Source organism: Paenibacillus naphthalenovorans (assembly GCF_001465255.1).
GTDB classification, from domain to species: Bacteria; Bacillota; Bacilli; order Paenibacillales; family NBRC-103111; genus Paenibacillus_G; species Paenibacillus_G naphthalenovorans.
Window position 1 is genome coordinate 3437174 of sequence record NZ_CP013652.1, and the last position, 15759, is coordinate 3452932.

Here is a 15759-nt window from a genome sequence, read left to right on the forward strand (position 1 = left end):
GTTCTGCTCTTCGCTCTGAAGCCTATTCATCATCTCATGAAATAACCGCTTCCAAGGCCCAAAAGCTTATTATACTCATCCGGATTGTTAATGTTTCCTGTAAAATCAGTCGGAATCCCCAGTTCTGCAAAGAATGAGGCATCCGCTTCCTGCACACGAAGCTCACGGAGCAAACGCATCATCCGGTAATCTTCTTCGGCGAGCAGGCGCTCCACGATTTGAAGGCATCGACGGTGGTACAAGCCATGCAGCGGATGCAAACGTTCATGCAGCCGCGCAATCACCGCATCGCTATCGGTATCTTTTCGCAACCCGCTCATCGCTTCCGCGGCTCGGGCATTGACCAAGGGCATATCGCAGCCGACAACCCACAATTCGTCGTTACGTACGGCGGTCATGGCTGCCTGCAGCCCGGCAAGCGGTCCTTTCCCCGGCTGCAAATCGGGAATGACGCGAACGGCTCCGGCGAATGGCTTCAGTTCATCCTCATACCGCTCTGGCTCTTGGGTTACTAGAATCAGCTCACTGCAGACCCTGCCAAGCTCCGTCAGCTGCCTAGCCAAAAACGTCCGGCCTTCGTACTTTAGCAGCGCCTTGCTGTCACCGCCCATGCGCCGGTTCAATCCGCCGGCCAAGATGATGCCCGACCTTTCCGTTTCCTTTGGGCTTCTGTCTTGCATCGGACAAACCCCCGCCTTTATGCTCGTTCTTATTTCATTCCTTACTATAGGACAAAAAAGATGGAATGTCTATGGTTGATAGCTCTCAATAACGCAAGGGTCATTCTCGCTGCCTCGCGGCTTCCATGCCCGCTGCCTGAAATGAAAAAAACCTGAACCATTCTCCGGTCCAAGCTTTTTCCTAGCGGATTCATATATTATTGTAAATAACCCATTATAATGCCAGCCGTTTCTTCAATCGCTTTGTCCGTTACATTAATGACCAAGCAGCCCACCTGCTTCATCAAGTCTTGGGCGTATCGAAGCTCTTCGTCGATTCGTTCCATGGTTGCATACTTTGCTCCAAAAGGGAGCCCTACGGCCTTCAACCGTTCCGTACGAATTTTGTACAGCTTCTCGGCATCCATCGTTAGGCCGACGATCCGGTTACTCGGCACGAGGAACAACTCCTTAGGCGCCTTTACCTCCGGTACCAGCGGAAGATTGGATACCTTGATCCCCTTGTGAGCCAAAAAAATGCTCAGCGGCGTCTTGGAGGTTCGCGATACGCCGATCAGAACCAGTTGGGCCTTCAGCAGCGCACTCGTGTCGCGTCCGTCATCACATTTGACGGCAAATTCAATGGCTTCCACCCGGCGGAAATAATCTTCATCCATCAGATGGAGAAGACCCGGCTTACGTTTGGGCGCATCGTTAAATGTGTCGACAAACGCCTCCATCATCGGTCCCATGATATCCACGGCTCTGACACCCAGCCGGATCGCTTCTTCCTTCATGGTCTCTCTCAGTTCTGGCTGTACCAGCGTATATGCGACAAAACCGCCCCTTTGGGCAGCCTCCTCCAATATTGTACGGATCTCATCCTCACTCTTGATATGACCGATTCGTTTCGTTCTCACCTGATGTGCGTCAAACTGTCGAATCGTCGCTCTCACGACCGCCTCGGCCGTTTCTCCGACGGAATCCGAACAGATTGTAATTTCATACGACTGATCTTCACTCATCCGGTTCCTTCTCCTTTTATCCGCAAAATCCTTAATGGCCAACAGCCATATCCAGCAAAATTTTTGTCATAATGGTTTTGGTTATTCTGCCGACCACATCCCAACGGGGGATACCTCCCGTCTGCTCGAGCTTCGACGGTACGACTACCGGCAAGCTGTCCACCTGGTGATTAATCATTTTCTTAGCCGCATCGACCACCGATTCATCAGGCGACACGTGAATGACGTTGGGCTCGCGCGTCATCACCATACTGACGGGCATGGTGGCAGCATTCGTATTGCCGAATGTAAACTTGAGCAGGTCCTTGCGTGATATGATACCGGACAAGCACCCCTGATCATCCACGACGATCAAGCTGCCCACATTTTCCATAAAGAGTGAAACAACAGCATCGCCTACGGACGCATTTTCCTTCACGATAACAGGAAGCGCCTGCACTTCTTTAACTTTCGTATTCAACAGCTTCCTGGATGCATGGAGACCCGGAGACATAGCCGAGCCCGGTGTATACCCTACCTTTGGCTTGGCGTCTATGAGGCCCAGCATCACAAGCAGCGCCAGGTCCGATCGTAACGTCGGGCGGCTAAGCCCAAGCATTTCCGCTATTTGTTCGCCTGTAATTGGCGCATTTGCTTTTACCAGTTCTACGATCTGTAATTGGCGTGCAGTCAGTTCGATGACCGGTCCCTCCTCATTTCAAAGCAGCCACTGCTGTCTGCCTTTTGATTCCTATCCAATTGTACCAAAAATGCTCTCAAACTCATAGAACTGTAACTCAGTTTATTCTACCGATGAATTATGGTGTACTTTTATCGCAATATTGCTTTATTTATTGCGTATTATTTAATATTTAATTATACTATATATAATTGTAAATGAACACCATTATTGTTGGGAGGCACGAATGGGATGGAAAGGGAATTGGCGCTCGAGATAGTACGAGTCACAGAACTCGCCGCATTATCGGCTGCAAAATGGATGGGCCGGGGCGATAAAAATCAGGCAGATGGAGCTGCAACCGCAGCGATGCGCGCCATGTTCGATTCTGTATCCATTCGGGGAACCGTAGTGATTGGTGAAGGCGAAATGGATGAAGCTCCTATGCTTTATATTGGGGAGCAAGTCGGCAACGGACAAGGACCAGAGGTTGACGTAGCCGTCGATCCGCTTGAGGGTACCGAGCTTGTAGCCAAAGGGCTTAACAATGCCCTAGCCGTTATCGCCATCGCAGGTAAAGGAAATTTACTGCATGCCCCGGATATGTATATGGAGAAAATAGCGGTAGGACCTGCGCTTGCCGGACAATTAAGTTTGACCGAACCGCTGGAAAAGACGCTGAAGCGTGCTGCTGAAGTGCTCGATAAACCACTAAGCAACTTGACGATCATGATTCTTGACCGGGAACGGCATCGCGAACGAATCGAGACCTTGCGCCGAGTAGGCGTACGGATTAAGTTCTTGAGCGACGGCGATGTAGCCGGGGCCATAGCGCCTGCCTTATCCGAATCCGGAATCGACATGTACGTAGGCTCCGGCGGAGCCCCTGAAGGGGTACTGGCGGCCGCGGCACTGCGATGCTTGGGCGGAGAACTGTTAGGCCGACTACTGCCGGCGAACGATGAAGAATATGACCGCTGTATTGCTATGGGTATCAAGGATCCGCACAAAATATTGACAATGAACGATATGGTTGGAACGGATGATGTTATCTTTGCGGCTACCGGCATTACCCCGGGAGAAATTTTGAACGGCGTCCGGTATATGCCTAACTTGAGGGCGGAGACGCATTCGATCGTCATGCGCGCAAAAACCCGTACGATCCGTTTTATCCAATCGAGCCATTATTTACCTAATAAACAATTACTTCAAGAAACCTATATTTAATTTAGGGCGGTTGATTTCTTCCTTTCCTGTGTTACTATTTACTTAGAATAAATGGATATGGGAGAAGGAATAACGCATGGATATCCTGTTTTATACCGTCGTCGGTCTGATTGCCGCCACGTTCGGAAGCTTGGTCGGCCTCGGCGGCGGTATTATTATTGTCCCCGCGCTTGTTTACTTGGGGCCTTATTTTATTGGCGAATCCATTCCGATTTCAACCGCCGTTGGAACATCGTTAGCCGTTCTTATTTTCACAGCTTTATCTTCTACAGTAACCTTTTTTAAACAAAAACGAGTCGATTTTAAAAGCGGGTGGCTCCTTTTCATCACCTGCGGTCCCGGAGCCATGCTTGGTTCCTACACTACGCAATACGTCAATGCCAAGTCGTTTCAGCTGGGCTTCGGAATATTCATGCTGTTTATGGCCGTCCTGCTTATACTTCGGGATTACCTCAAGCCGTTGGATATCAAGTGGAGCATTGAGCGAACGTATACGGACGGGAAAGGGCAAACCTTTCAATACGGGTACAGCGTTCTACCGGTGCTGGTCATCGGGCTCGCCGTCGGATTCATTGCCGGGTTGTTTGGCGTCGGCGGGGGAGCCCTGCTCGTACCGGTTATGGTTATTTTATTTCGTTATCCTCCCCATGTGGCTACTGCAACATCCATGTTTGTTATTTTACTCTCCGCTCTGATGGGAAGCACCACTCATTTTGCACTGGGTGAAGTGAATTTATGGATGGTGCTTGGATTAGCGCCAACCGCCATCGTTGGAGGGTGGCTGGGTGCAGTCATTGCAAGCCGGCTCGGCAGTAAAAAGCTGCTTTGGGTGCTTCGTGTCACCTTCTTGCTTGTAGCGTTGAAGATGATATGGGAAGGCGCATTTTTAAGCTGAAGACAAATATTCATATGTAAGTCAATTATAGCCGCACGGACAGAAGGCTCATAAGGGATAATTCCCTCCTCCTTATCCAAAACTAAAAGAACTGTATGTTTAGTGATAAGGGGGAGCCTTTTATGTATCGACAACCGTTCGCGGCTTTTTTCTATGCTTTAATGTTGGGTATGCTCTTATCTTCCTGTACCGGGACTACGAATGATGATTCAGATATGCCCAATCCTGAGCCGCAATCATTCCAACAGGCCAATCGTATTTCCAAGCTGGAACCACCGATTCCCGATCAAATCATTCCGATCCCGGAACGTAAGCCAGACCATCAACAATCAACTCAGGAGTCTCCTCCCCCGGCGGCGGCTACGGTAGAAAAACCAGTGGCTCAGCCGGAAGCTAAGCCCAAATCCACTCCAATCCAAAAGGCAAACAAGAAGAGGTCACCTTCTTCGGAAAAACCCGCCAGGGAGGTGGCTACTCGGAACAAAACGTTAACCTTATCCCAGTTAGTTAAAAAGTATCCTGATCTATTGCTGCTCAAAGGTCCTGAAGCATCGAGACAAGTGGCTCTCACTTTCGATGACGCACCGGATAAGCAGTATACTCCTCAAGTGCTAAATGTATTAAAACAATACAATGTCCGAGCTACATTCTTTATTCTGGGGTCCCAAGCAGAACAACATCCTGAGATCGTCAAGCGCATTGCGCGAGAAGGGCATGTGATCGGAAACCATTCCTATAATCATAAGCTGTTCACTAAACTATCTGACGAGAGCTTTAAATCTCAGGTGCTGCTTACACAAGCATCTTTGAAGTCTCTGATCGGCTATTCCCCCAGATTGATTCGGCCTCCTTTCGGAGAGATTAATGAAAATCAACTGTTGTGGGCTTCCATGCAAGGTTACCGCATCGTCAATTGGAATGTCGATTCGGAGGATTGGAAACAGCTCAATCGGGAACAAGTCACAAACAATATTTTAAACCATGTAAAAAAGGGATCGATCGTTCTTCAACACTCCGGCGGCGGACCTGGACAAAACTTAAGCGGAACCGTCGAAGCTCTACCCACCGTCATCCAAACCTTGCAGTCGCGCGGTTACCAGCTTGTCACTTTACCCGAGCTGCTTCAAGTGTCCAAACAGTTAAAGTAGCAGCATTTTCGTATTCAGGCACAAATCTTCATCCGCTCAATGAGCTGACTTACGGCGAGCCTGCCTTTAGGCCTGGTTACTGCGTACCAACTAATCTGATGGTCATTATGTCTAACTTGGCAGCCGCATTACGCAAAAGAGCTCTTAGGATTTATTATCCTAAGAGCTCTTTTCCATGTTGAATACCGGCGAGAGGACTCGAACCTCCACCCTTTCGGACTCGATTTTGAGTCGAGCGCGTCTGCCATTCCGCCACGCCGGCAAATAAAATTTACTCCGTGCCCTGAGAGATTCGAACTCCCGACCTTTTGATTCGTAGTCAAACGCTCTATCCAGCTGAGCTAAGGGCACATGCTTATTTAATTAATTGTTGGAGTGGTGCCGAAGACCAGACTTGAACTGGTACGGTAGTCACCTACCGCAGGATTTTAAGTCCTGTGCGTCTGCCGATTCCGCCACTCCGGCAAAAGAATGGAGGCGCCACCCAGATTCGAACTGGGGGTAAAGCTTTTGCAGAGCTCTGCCTTACCACTTGGCTATGGCGCCGTATAATGGAGCGGAAGACGGGATTCGAACCCGCGACCCTCGCCTTGGCAAGGCGATGCTCTACCCCTGAGCCACTTCCGCATATTGAATATCGGACCCAAGTTGAATAGTTTTCTCCAAGAGTCCGTTACTGGGGATCTAGGATTCGAACCTAGGCATGACGGAGTCAAAGTCCGTTGCCTTACCGCTTGGCTAATCCCCAATGCTGATAAGAATAAAGGGCGATCGAAGGGAATTGAACCCTCGAATGTCGGAGCCACAATCCGATGCGTTAGCCACTTCGCCACGACCGCCATATTGGAGAGTTATTGGCAGGGGCAGCAGGAATCGAACCCACACCAAAGGTTTTGGAGACCTTTGTTCTACCTTTAAACTATGCCCCTATAATAAACTGGTGGAGGCTGATGGATTCGAACCACCGAACTCGTCAGAGAACAGATTTACAGTCTGCTGCGTTTGGCCACTTCGCTAAGCCTCCATATAAAGTTGTTGCTGGTGCCGTCGAGAGGACTTGAACCCCCAACCTACTGATTACAAGTCAGTTGCTCTACCAATTGAGCTACAACGGCAAATTGATGGTGGCTCGGGACGGAATCGAACCGCCGACACGAGGATTTTCAGTCCTCTGCTCTACCGACTGAGCTACCGAGCCATAATTATAATACATTTTATACTTCTTGTAAACCACTCAATGGGTTCTCACATCCCATACAGGATGTAAATTTCATGGCGGAGCCGACGGGATTCGAACCCGCGGTCTCCTGCGTGACAGGCAGGCATGTTAGGCCTCTACACCACGGCTCCACATATTTTTCGAATGCTTGGCTTCGAAATTGGTTGCGGGGGCAGGATTTGAACCTGCGGCCTTCGGGTTATGAGCCCGACGAGCTACCGGGCTGCTCCACCCCGCGTCAGTATAAGTAATCTATGGTGGAGGCTGACGGGATCGAACCGCCGACCCTCTGCTTGTAAGGCAGATGCTCTCCCAGCTGAGCTAAGCCTCCATGGGAAAGTAAAGCAAGTGGTGACCCGTAGGGGATTCGAACCCCTGTTACCTCCGTGAAAGGGAGGTGTCTTAACCCCTTGACCAACGGGCCTTGCTATAATGTACTACGGAGAGAGAGGGATTCGAACCCTCGAGACGCTTGTGACGCCTACACGATTTCCAATCGTGCTCCTTCGGCCAACTCGGACACCTCTCCAAAATGGCTCCCCGAACAGGACTCGAACCTGTGACAACTCGATTAACAGTCGAGTGCTCTACCAACTGAGCTATCGGGGAATATCGCTTGGCGACGTTCTACTCTCCCAGGACCCTGCGGTCCAAGTACCATCGACGCTGGAAGGCTTAACGGTCGTGTTCGGTATGGGTACGCGTGGTTCCCTTCCGCCATCATCACCAAACGTATTGATGTTTCTTCCAGGAAACATCGCATTTTCACTTTCAAGGCGGCTTGCGCCCTGAAAACTGGATCGAAACCAAGCTGCTGATCATCTTCATGTGCTTTTTGGATAAGCCCTCGACCGATTAGTATTCGTCAGCTCCACACGTTGCCGTGCTTCCACCCCGAACCTATCTACCTCGTCGTCTACAAGGGGTCTTACGTACTGGGAAATCTCATCTTGAGGGGGGCTTCACGCTTAGATGCTTTCAGCGCTTATCCCTTCCGTACTTGGCTATCCAGCCGTGCCTCTGGCGAGACAACTGGTACACCAGCGGTACGTCCATCCCGGTCCTCTCGTACTAAGGACAGCTCCTCTCAAATTTCCTGCGCCCGCGACAGATAGGGACCGAACTGTCTCACGACGTTCTGAACCCAGCTCGCGTACCGCTTTAATGGGCGAACAGCCCAACCCTTGGGACCTACTTCAGCCCCAGGATGCGATGAGCCGACATCGAGGTGCCAAACCTCCCCGTCGATGTGGACTCTTGGGGGAGATAAGCCTGTTATCCCCAGGGTAGCTTTTATCCGTTGAGCGATGGCCCTTCCATTCGGTACCACCGGATCACTAAGCCCGACTTTCGTCCCTGCTCGACCTGTTTGTCTCGCAGTCAAGCTCCCTTTTGCCTTTGCACTCTGCGAATGATTTCCAACCATTCTGAGGGAACCTTGGGGCGCCTCCGTTACGCTTTAGGAGGCGACCGCCCCAGTCAAACTGCCCACCTGACACTGTCCCCATACCCGCTTAGGGCACCAGGTTAGAACTCCGATACGATCAGGGTGGTATCCCAACGTCGCCTCCACACAAGCTGGCGCTCATGCTTCTCTGGCTCCCACCTATCCTGTACAGATCGTACCAAAGTCCAATATCAAGCTGCAGTAAAGCTCCATGGGGTCTTTCCGTCTTGTCGCGGGTAACCTGCATCTTCACAGGTATTAAAATTTCACCGGATCTCTCGTCGAGACAGCGCCCAAGTCGTTACGCCATTCGTGCGGGTCAGAATTTACCTGACAAGGAATTTCGCTACCTTAGGACCGTTATAGTTACGGCCGCCGTTTACTGGGGCTTCGGTTCACAGCTTCGGGTTGCCCCTAACCGCTCCCCTTAACCTTCCAGCACCGGGCAGGCGTCAGCCCGTATACTTCGCCTTGCGGCTTCGCACAGACCTGTGTTTTTGCTAAACAGTCGCTTGGGCCTTTTCACTGCGGCCCCCTCGGGCTATTCACCCTACCGGGGCACCCCTTCTCCCGAAGTTACGGGGTCATTTTGCCGAGTTCCTTAACGAGAGTTCTTCCGCGCGCCTTAGCATCCTCTGCTCGCCTACCTGTGTCGGTTTGCGGTACGGGCACCTTCTCCCTGGCTAGAGGCTTTTCTTGGCAGCCTGAACTCATGACCTTCGGTACTCCAATTTTCCCTCCCCATCACAGCCCAGCCTTTCGATGTGCGGATTTGCCTGCACACCAGCCTCACTGCTTGGACGAGCATCCATCAGCTCGCGTCACTATCCTTCTGCGTCACCCCATCGCTCATAACGGTTCACGGTGGTACAGGAATTTCAACCTGTTGTCCTTCGACTACGCCTTTCGGCCTCGCCTTAGGTCCCGACTTACCCTGAGCGGACGAACCTTCCTCAGGAACCCTTAGGCTTTCGGCGGATCAGATTCTCACTGATCTTTTCGTTACTCATACCGGCATTCTCACTTGTAACCGCTCCAGCTGTCCTCACGATCAACCTTCAACGCTGTTACAACGCTCCCCTACTGCCCATTACTGGACCCATAGCTTCGGTGGTGTGTTTAGCCCCGTTACATTTTCGGCGCAGAGTCACTCGACCAGTGAGCTATTACGCACTCTTTGAATGGTGGCTGCTTCTAAGCCAACATCCTGGTTGTCTGCGCAACTCCACATCCTTTCCCACTTAACACACACTTGGGGACCTTAGCTGATGATCTGGGCTGTTTCCCTCTTGACAATGGATCTTAGCACTCACTGTCTGACTCCCGGGTTAACGTCTGTGGCATTCAGAGTTTGACTGGACTTGGTAACCCTTGGCGGGCCCCGCACCCAATCAGTGCTTTACCTCCACGACGCATCTCCCGAGGCTAGCCCTAAAGCTATTTCGGGGAGAACCAGCTATCTCCGAGTTCGATTGGAATTTCTCCGCTACCCCCACCTCATCCCCGAATTTTTCAACATTCGTGGGTTCGGGCCTCCAGTGCGTGTTACCGCACCTTCACCCTGGACAGGGGTAGATCACACGGTTTCGGGTCTACGCCTGCAAACTCATTCGCCCTGTTCAGACTCGCTTTCGCTGCGGCTTCGGCTTCTCACCTTAACCTTGCTTGCAAACGTAACTCGCCGGTTCATTCTACAAAAGGCACGCCATCACCCTTTAACGGGCTCTGACTTCTTGTAAGCACACGGTTTCAGGTTCTCTTTCACTCCGCTCCCGCGGTTCTTTTCACCTTTCCCTCACGGTACTGCTTCACTATCGGTCGCCAGGGAGTATTTAGCCTTGGCAGATGGTCCTGCCGGATTCCCACGAGGTTTCACGTGTCTCGCGGTACTCGGGATCCGTCTAGGGTTTTCGCAGAATTTTGGCTACAGGGCTGTTACCTTCTCCGGCCGGCCTTTCCAGACCGCTTCACCTACTCTGCTCAACCCACGTTGACGTCCCACAACCCCAGGGGGCAAGCCCCCTGGTTTGGGCTAATCCGCTTTCGCTCGCCGCTACTGACGGAATCACTTTTGTTTTCTTTTCCTGAGGGTACTTAGATGTTTCAGTTCCCCTCGTCTGCCTCCAATGCAGCTATGTATTCACTGCATGGTACGTATCTATTACGATACGCAGGTTTCCCCATTCGGACATCCCCGGATCAAAGCCTGCTTACGGCTCCCCGAGGCATTTCGTCGTTCGCCACGTCCTTCATCGGCTCCTGGCGCCTAGGCATCCTCCGTGTGCTCTTATTAGCTTAACCAATTTGGTTATTCGGTACCGACACACTTACGTATCGGCTGCTGACGATTTTCTTACGAAAATCGCAGCGGGATGATTCAGCATTTTGCTTCGTTTCGATATCCAGTTTTCAAGGAACAAACATTGAATGGTGGAGCCAAGCGGGATCGAACCGCTGACCTCCTGCTTGCAAGGCAGGCGCTCTCCCAGCTGAGCTATGGCCCCATGACCACCATTATGAAGTTTAATGGTGGGCCCTAGTGGACTCGAACCACCGACCTCACCCTTATCAGGGGTGCGCTCTAACCAGCTGAGCTAAGGGCCCTCACTACTCTATAGGATTAAAAACCCACTTAAAGTGGATTCGCTTGGCGACGTTCTACTCTCCCGGGACCCTGCGGTCCAAGTACCATCGACGCTGGAAGGCTTAACGGTCGTGTTCGGTATGGGTACGTGTGGTTCCCTTCCGCCATCATCACCAAACGATCGAAAGGCATTGCACCTTTCAAAACTGAACACGAGTGAGTGCTTCTTGCTTATTGTCCGTTACCCCGCAGGTAACATGGACTCCATAGAAAGGAGGTGATCCAGCCGCACCTTCCGATACGGCTACCTTGTTACGACTTCACCCCAATCATCTACCCCACCTTCGGCGGCTGGCTCCTTGCGGTTACCCCACCGACTTCGGGTGTTGTAAACTCTCGTGGTGTGACGGGCGGTGTGTACAAGACCCGGGAACGTATTCACCGCGGCATGCTGATCCGCGATTACTAGCAATTCCGACTTCATGCAGGCGAGTTGCAGCCTGCAATCCGAACTGAGACCGGCTTATAAGGATTCGCTCCGGATCGCTCCTTCGCTTCCCGTTGTACCGGCCATTGTAGTACGTGTGTAGCCCAGGTCATAAGGGGCATGATGATTTGACGTCATCCCCACCTTCCTCCGGTTTGTCACCGGCAGTCAACTTAGAGTGCCCAACTTAATGCTGGCAACTAAGCTCAAGGGTTGCGCTCGTTGCGGGACTTAACCCAACATCTCACGACACGAGCTGACGACAACCATGCACCACCTGTCTCCTCTGTCCCGAAGGAAAGGTACATCTCTGTACCGGTCAAAGGGATGTCAAGACCTGGTAAGGTTCTTCGCGTTGCTTCGAATTAAACCACATACTCCACTGCTTGTGCGGGTCCCCGTCAATTCCTTTGAGTTTCACTCTTGCGAGCGTACTCCCCAGGCGGAGTGCTTATTGTGTTGACTTCGGCACCAAGGGTATCGAAACCCCTAACACCTAGCACTCATCGTTTACGGCGTGGACTACCAGGGTATCTAATCCTGTTTGCTCCCCACGCTTTCGCGCCTCAGCGTCAGTTACAGTCCAGAAAGCCGCCTTCGCCACTGGTGTTCCTCCACATCTCTACGCATTTCACCGCTACACGTGGAATTCCGCTTTCCTCTCCTGCACTCAAGCCACCCAGTTTTCGGTGCGATCCGGGGTTGAGCCCCGGGCTTATACACCAAACTTAAGCGGCCGCCTGCGCGCGCTTTACGCCCAATAATTCCGGACAACGCTTGCCCCCTACGTATTACCGCGGCTGCTGGCACGTAGTTAGCCGGGGCTTTCTTCTCAAGTACCGTCACCCTCAGGGCAGTGACTCCCCAAGGCGTTCTTCCTTGGCAACAGAGCTTTACGATCCGAAAACCTTCTTCACTCACGCGGCGTTGCTCCGTCAGACTTGCGTCCATTGCGGAAGATTCCCTACTGCTGCCTCCCGTAGGAGTCTGGGCCGTGTCTCAGTCCCAGTGTGGCCGATCACCCTCTCAGGTCGGCTACGCATCGTCGCCTTGGTGAGCCGTTACCCCACCAACTAGCTAATGCGCCGCAGGCCCATCTGTAAGCCACAGCTTGCACCGTGTTTCTTGATCCCTCCATGCGGAGAAACCACCTATCCGGTCTTAGCTACCGTTTCCGGTAGTTATCCCGGTCTTACAGGCAGGTTGCCTACGTGTTACTCACCCGTCCGCCGCTCCAGGAGGTCTCCCCTAAGGGAGAACCCCCAGCGCTCGACTTGCATGTATTAGGCACGCCGCCAGCGTTCGTCCTGAGCCAGGATCAAACTCTCCATCAAAGAAAATCTGATTAGCTCATACATCTACTACTGGCGAGAATCTCTCGATTCTCTATCTTTACACTCACTCGTTGTTCAGTTTTCAAAGGGCAATTTCACTGCTAAAACCTTGCTGTACAAGGATTTTTCAACTTTGTCGCTTGTTGTCACCTGGTTTAGCGGCGACTTTTATAATATACCATATTCGCCTATCTCAATGCAAGCATTTTTTTTAAAACATTTATTTCTATTCTTCATCGAGAGGCTTCATCACGGTAAGCCGTTTGAAGCGGCGAAAATTAATTTAACATATCCCCAATTTGAAAGTCAAGCGTCCGGAACAAAAAAATAAAGGAGCTCTGCTGTACCTTAGGGCCAAAGAGCTCCTGCTTTCCATTATTCAATCATACCTTCAACCGGACTGCTCGCGGAGGCATACCGTTTTTTAGGGATCCGGCCGGCAATAAAGCCCTTGCGTCCCGCCTCGACAGCCAGTTTAAACGCTTCAGCCATCAGAACCGGATCACCCGCTCCGGCTACTGCCGTATTCAGTAGAACGCCGTCTGCTCCAAGCTCCATTGCCAAAGCGGCATCGGCAGGTCCGCCAATTCCAGCATCAACGATAATCGGCACCTTCGCTTCTTCCAAAATAAATCGCAAATTATTCGGGTTTACGATACCTTGACCGGAGCCGATCGGCGAAGCGCCCGGCATCACCGCCGCAGCTCCCGCTTCCTGCAGCTTGCGCGCAAGTATCGGATCGTCTGAAGTATAAGGAAGTACAATAAAGCCTTCATCCACCAATATTTTGGTCGCTTCAAGGGTGCCGACCGGATCCGGCAGCAGGGTTCTTGGATCACCGATCACTTCAACTTTGATCATATCGCACAATCCGGAGGCTTTCGCGAGACGGGCAATCCGCACCGCTTCTTCTACCGTATAGGCACCGGCTGTATTAGGCAGTAGGGTAAACTTTTTCAAATCCAAGGTTTCAAGAAAGTTAGGTGCATCCGGGTTATCGATCGGCAATCTGCGAATGGCAAACGTCAGTACCTCCGCCTCCGAGACACGAACAGCTTGTTCTTGAATTTTCAGATCCGTAAATTTCCCCGTACCCAAAAGCAACCGGGATTTAAATTCATAAGGACCAATTTTCAACGTTTCACTCATGTTCATTATCTCCTTCATTGTACAAAAATATGTTAACCTCCGCCGACAAAATGGACGATCTCCACCCGGTCGCCATCATTCAGACGCGTCTCGTTATATGTGCTGCGTTCAATTATTTCCTTGTTCAATTCCACTACCAATATTTTGTTCTCCAGTTTGAACGCCGCCAGCATTTCCGCTACCGTAGAAACGTTGTCCATTTCTCTTGGCTCCCCGTTCACGATGAGTCTCATCCGTTCACCTCCTCTAAATCCGTACATAAAAAAAGCCAACCCAGAGCAGGTCGACTTGATGAGCAAATGCCTTACAACAAATCCGTAAACATTCGTCCACTTCCCTACGCTGGTATGATCCAGTTGCCGTCCGCGTTCTGCGGACTGCCGTAATCAGGTTCCAAGGGTCAAAGAATTCGCTTCTTTATCTCAGCCCCGCTTGCATGAAGGCTCCCCTAGTGGCTATTCAATTGTTGACATTATATCACAAACTTTGGTTCTTGACACCTTTATAACGAAGCTCAAGCACGGAGAATTCAGAGTCGATCGTAAAGATCACCTCTTTGGCCAGCGATTTTTTGACCAGCTTGCTCACCAGCAGCGGAAGCTCCGCTTTCACATCTGCCAGCTTCGGAACCTGCTGCAGTTCCTGCAGGCTCCAGGCTTCCTCTCTGCTCGCAAGCAAATCGATAAGCAGCTTGCAGCAGTTCTCCATCTTCGACATCACGGAAAATTCACAAGCCAGCAAAACCAGCTGCACTCGCTGTTTTAACGTTTCCCTGCTTAAGGTGAGCTCCTCGTACAATTTATAAATCCCGGGATTAATCGTTTTCACTTGACGCCATACGGTAACCTCGGGATGGCTTCCCGATTCAATAATGACAATCCGCGCCCAGTGGCGCAGCGCTTCAAGAATATTGTTGTAAGCGTCCAGAAAATGCTCGTTTAATATATATTCTTTACTCTGCAGGTAGCACCGCAAAAACTTGGAGAATTCAATAAGAAGCTTGCGCTCCCGCAGCTCAACCGGGAATTCAAGTATCTTATGACGCAAGCTCTCCATATACGTATTCCGATCCAAAAGTATCTCCCCTTTTAAGATCCAATAAATCAAGTTGCTGTGTTCTGCATGCAGGATCCACTGCTCCAACGCATCAGGACTGATCCACCTTTCTTGTATACGTAGGTTGTCTTTTATATAATGAATTTGTTGATAAGTTCGTTTATTGTCATGACTGACGACAAGAAGCAGAATATCGAATCCGTCCGTCACGGAAGAGAACATCGAAGGGCTATCGACTGCCGACACACTGATGACAGCTTCATCCTGCCGGAGTTTTTCAACCCAATATTGTTTTACTGATTCCATCAAGGAAGCCTCCTGACTTTGAGCGCAAGAATCAAATAATGCAATATTTATGATTATTTCTACATTCAAATTCAGTTTCCTGCCAAGGTTTTGTGTCAAAATTCACATAATTATTCCTATGAAAGAAGTGACGTTAATGAGGTTCAAGTCAAGTAAAGTAAATGAATTCCGGTTATGGGGGCTCCTTCTGACGATGGGCGGGATGCTGCTCATGATTACCGGACTTGCGGGTATCGTCTTTGAATGGGGAAAAATAGGGCGCATCCTAGCGGCGACGTGCATGGTGCTTGGCGGAATTTCCATGCTGGTCAGTATGGCCGTTTATTTTACAGCAGGCATGATGTCAACAAGCGCCACGGTACTGGTATGTCCTGAATGCGGAAAGCATACCAAAATGCTGGGCAAAACCGACCGCTGTATGTACTGCAAAACCATTTTAACATTCGACCCCAAATACGCTCCGAGCGAAAATCCGGAGGAAACTGCCGGTACTTCGGTCAGCCGAAGCGAAACGACATCCTCTACTTGATCGGGAGTTTGCCGGCCTCATCCCGGTAGCCGACAC

Annotated in this window: 10 protein-coding genes, 19 tRNA genes and 4 rRNA genes; 4 read left to right on the forward strand and 29 right to left on the reverse strand. The window is 50.9% G+C overall.

What is annotated here, in order from left to right:
• Window positions 1-29: 29 nt before the first annotated feature.
• The 3 genes from mobA to IJ22_RS16810 form a co-directional block, all read right to left on the reverse strand.
• A complete protein-coding gene (gene mobA / locus IJ22_RS16800) occupies window positions 30-680 on the reverse strand; it encodes a molybdenum cofactor guanylyltransferase (RefSeq protein WP_062409647.1) in 651 nt (216 codons plus the stop codon).
• Between the two features lie 197 nt (window positions 681-877).
• Window positions 878-1684, reverse strand: a complete 807-nt coding sequence (locus IJ22_RS16805; protein ID WP_062409648.1) for a pyruvate, water dikinase regulatory protein — start codon at window positions 1682-1684, stop codon at window positions 878-880.
• A gap of 31 nt (window positions 1685-1715) precedes the next feature.
• Entirely contained in the window at window positions 1716-2363 is a 648-nt protein-coding gene (locus tag IJ22_RS16810) for a helix-turn-helix transcriptional regulator (protein WP_082660858.1), read from the reverse strand.
• A 231-nt stretch (window positions 2364-2594) separates the two neighbouring features.
• Between IJ22_RS16810 and glpX the strand changes: the two genes are divergently transcribed.
• The 3 genes from glpX (at window position 2595) to IJ22_RS16825 (ending at window position 5612) form a co-directional block, all read left to right on the forward strand.
• The gene (gene glpX, locus IJ22_RS16815) at window positions 2595-3569 is read left to right on the forward strand and encodes a class II fructose-bisphosphatase (protein WP_062409649.1); all 975 of its coding nucleotides are present in this window, start codon (window positions 2595-2597) and stop codon (window positions 3567-3569) included.
• 76 nt (window positions 3570-3645) lie between these two features.
• Complete coding sequence (locus IJ22_RS16820; protein WP_062409650.1) at window positions 3646-4464, forward strand: sulfite exporter TauE/SafE family protein; 819 nt, start codon at window positions 3646-3648, stop codon at window positions 4462-4464.
• 122 nt (window positions 4465-4586) lie between these two features.
• The gene (locus IJ22_RS16825; protein ID WP_082660859.1) at window positions 4587-5612 is read left to right on the forward strand and encodes a polysaccharide deacetylase family protein; all 1026 of its coding nucleotides are present in this window, start codon (window positions 4587-4589) and stop codon (window positions 5610-5612) included.
• A 183-nt stretch (window positions 5613-5795) separates the two neighbouring features.
• Here the strand turns inward: IJ22_RS16825 and IJ22_RS16830 are convergent.
• From IJ22_RS16830 to IJ22_RS16955, 26 genes are all read right to left on the reverse strand, one after another.
• Window positions 5796-5874, reverse strand: a tRNA-Leu gene (locus tag IJ22_RS16830).
• A gap of 15 nt (window positions 5875-5889) precedes the next feature.
• Window positions 5890-5963: transfer RNA gene (locus IJ22_RS16835), tRNA-Arg, on the reverse strand.
• Between the two features lie 25 nt (window positions 5964-5988).
• Window positions 5989-6077, reverse strand: a tRNA-Leu gene (locus IJ22_RS16840).
• Window positions 6078-6084: 7 nt separating this feature from the next.
• A tRNA-Cys gene (locus IJ22_RS16845) sits at window positions 6085-6158 on the reverse strand.
• Window positions 6159-6164: 6 nt separating this feature from the next.
• Window positions 6165-6239, reverse strand: a tRNA-Gly gene (locus IJ22_RS16850).
• 49 nt (window positions 6240-6288) lie between these two features.
• Window positions 6289-6360, reverse strand: a tRNA-Gln gene (locus IJ22_RS16855).
• Window positions 6361-6378: 18 nt separating this feature from the next.
• Window positions 6379-6451 (reverse strand) — tRNA-His (locus IJ22_RS16860).
• A 16-nt stretch (window positions 6452-6467) separates the two neighbouring features.
• Window positions 6468-6541, reverse strand: a tRNA-Trp gene (locus IJ22_RS16865).
• A 9-nt stretch (window positions 6542-6550) separates the two neighbouring features.
• Window positions 6551-6636 (reverse strand) — tRNA-Tyr (locus IJ22_RS16870).
• Between the two features lie 15 nt (window positions 6637-6651).
• Window positions 6652-6727 (reverse strand) — tRNA-Thr (locus IJ22_RS16875).
• Window positions 6728-6734: 7 nt separating this feature from the next.
• A tRNA-Phe gene (locus tag IJ22_RS16880) sits at window positions 6735-6810 on the reverse strand.
• A 75-nt stretch (window positions 6811-6885) separates the two neighbouring features.
• Window positions 6886-6962: transfer RNA gene (locus IJ22_RS16885), tRNA-Asp, on the reverse strand.
• A 30-nt stretch (window positions 6963-6992) separates the two neighbouring features.
• A tRNA-Met gene (locus IJ22_RS16890) sits at window positions 6993-7069 on the reverse strand.
• 17 nt (window positions 7070-7086) lie between these two features.
• Window positions 7087-7162, reverse strand: a tRNA-Val gene (locus IJ22_RS16895).
• 18 nt (window positions 7163-7180) lie between these two features.
• Window positions 7181-7255: transfer RNA gene (locus IJ22_RS16900), tRNA-Glu, on the reverse strand.
• A 16-nt stretch (window positions 7256-7271) separates the two neighbouring features.
• Window positions 7272-7360 (reverse strand) — tRNA-Ser (locus IJ22_RS16905).
• 4 nt (window positions 7361-7364) lie between these two features.
• Window positions 7365-7440, reverse strand: a tRNA-Asn gene (locus IJ22_RS16910).
• A gap of 5 nt (window positions 7441-7445) precedes the next feature.
• A 5S ribosomal RNA gene (rrf, locus tag IJ22_RS16915) occupies window positions 7446-7562 on the reverse strand.
• 104 nt (window positions 7563-7666) lie between these two features.
• Window positions 7667-10579 (reverse strand): 23S ribosomal RNA (locus IJ22_RS16920).
• Window positions 10580-10706: 127 nt separating this feature from the next.
• A tRNA-Ala gene (locus tag IJ22_RS16925) sits at window positions 10707-10782 on the reverse strand.
• A gap of 23 nt (window positions 10783-10805) precedes the next feature.
• Window positions 10806-10882 (reverse strand) — tRNA-Ile (locus IJ22_RS16930).
• 41 nt (window positions 10883-10923) lie between these two features.
• A 5S ribosomal RNA gene (rrf, locus tag IJ22_RS16935) occupies window positions 10924-11040 on the reverse strand.
• 92 nt (window positions 11041-11132) lie between these two features.
• Window positions 11133-12683 (reverse strand): 16S ribosomal RNA (locus IJ22_RS16940).
• The 16S, 23S and 5S rRNA genes sit together here with 19 tRNA genes alongside, the layout of an rRNA operon.
• Window positions 12684-13058: 375 nt before the next feature.
• Complete coding sequence (locus IJ22_RS16945) at window positions 13059-13832, reverse strand: thiazole synthase (RefSeq protein ID WP_054819591.1); 774 nt, start codon at window positions 13830-13832, stop codon at window positions 13059-13061.
• A gap of 32 nt (window positions 13833-13864) precedes the next feature.
• Complete coding sequence (gene thiS / locus IJ22_RS16950) at window positions 13865-14065, reverse strand: sulfur carrier protein ThiS (RefSeq protein ID WP_062409651.1); 201 nt, start codon at window positions 14063-14065, stop codon at window positions 13865-13867.
• A gap of 244 nt (window positions 14066-14309) precedes the next feature.
• A complete protein-coding gene (locus IJ22_RS16955) occupies window positions 14310-15194 on the reverse strand; it encodes a nucleotidyltransferase-like protein (RefSeq protein ID WP_062409652.1) in 885 nt (294 codons plus the stop codon).
• 136 nt (window positions 15195-15330) lie between these two features.
• Between IJ22_RS16955 and IJ22_RS16960 the strand changes: the two genes are divergently transcribed.
• Entirely contained in the window at window positions 15331-15723 is a 393-nt protein-coding gene (locus IJ22_RS16960) for a DUF2614 family zinc ribbon-containing protein (RefSeq protein WP_062409653.1), read from the forward strand.
• Window positions 15724-15759 lie beyond the last annotated feature (36 nt).

Excerpts from the sequence above, each read along its gene's own strand:
- mobA (WP_062409647.1), bottom strand. The coding sequence starts at position 680 with ATGCAAGACAGAAGCCCAAAGGAAACGGAAAGGTCGGGCATCATCTTG.
- IJ22_RS16805 (WP_062409648.1), bottom strand. The coding sequence starts at position 1,684 with ATGAGTGAAGATCAGTCGTATGAAATTACAATCTGTTCGGATTCCGTC.
- glpX (WP_062409649.1), top strand. The coding sequence starts at position 2,595 with ATGGAAAGGGAATTGGCGCTCGAGATAGTACGAGTCACAGAACTCGCC.
- IJ22_RS16820 (WP_062409650.1), top strand. The coding sequence starts at position 3,646 with ATGGATATCCTGTTTTATACCGTCGTCGGTCTGATTGCCGCCACGTTC.
- IJ22_RS16825 (WP_082660859.1), top strand. The coding sequence starts at position 4,587 with ATGTATCGACAACCGTTCGCGGCTTTTTTCTATGCTTTAATGTTGGGT.
- IJ22_RS16945 (WP_054819591.1), bottom strand. The coding sequence starts at position 13,832 with ATGAGTGAAACGTTGAAAATTGGTCCTTATGAATTTAAATCCCGGTTG.
- thiS (WP_062409651.1), bottom strand. The coding sequence starts at position 14,065 with ATGAGACTCATCGTGAACGGGGAGCCAAGAGAAATGGACAACGTTTCT.
- IJ22_RS16955 (WP_062409652.1), bottom strand. The coding sequence starts at position 15,194 with ATGGAATCAGTAAAACAATATTGGGTTGAAAAACTCCGGCAGGATGAA.
- IJ22_RS16960 (WP_062409653.1), top strand. The coding sequence starts at position 15,331 with ATGAGGTTCAAGTCAAGTAAAGTAAATGAATTCCGGTTATGGGGGCTC.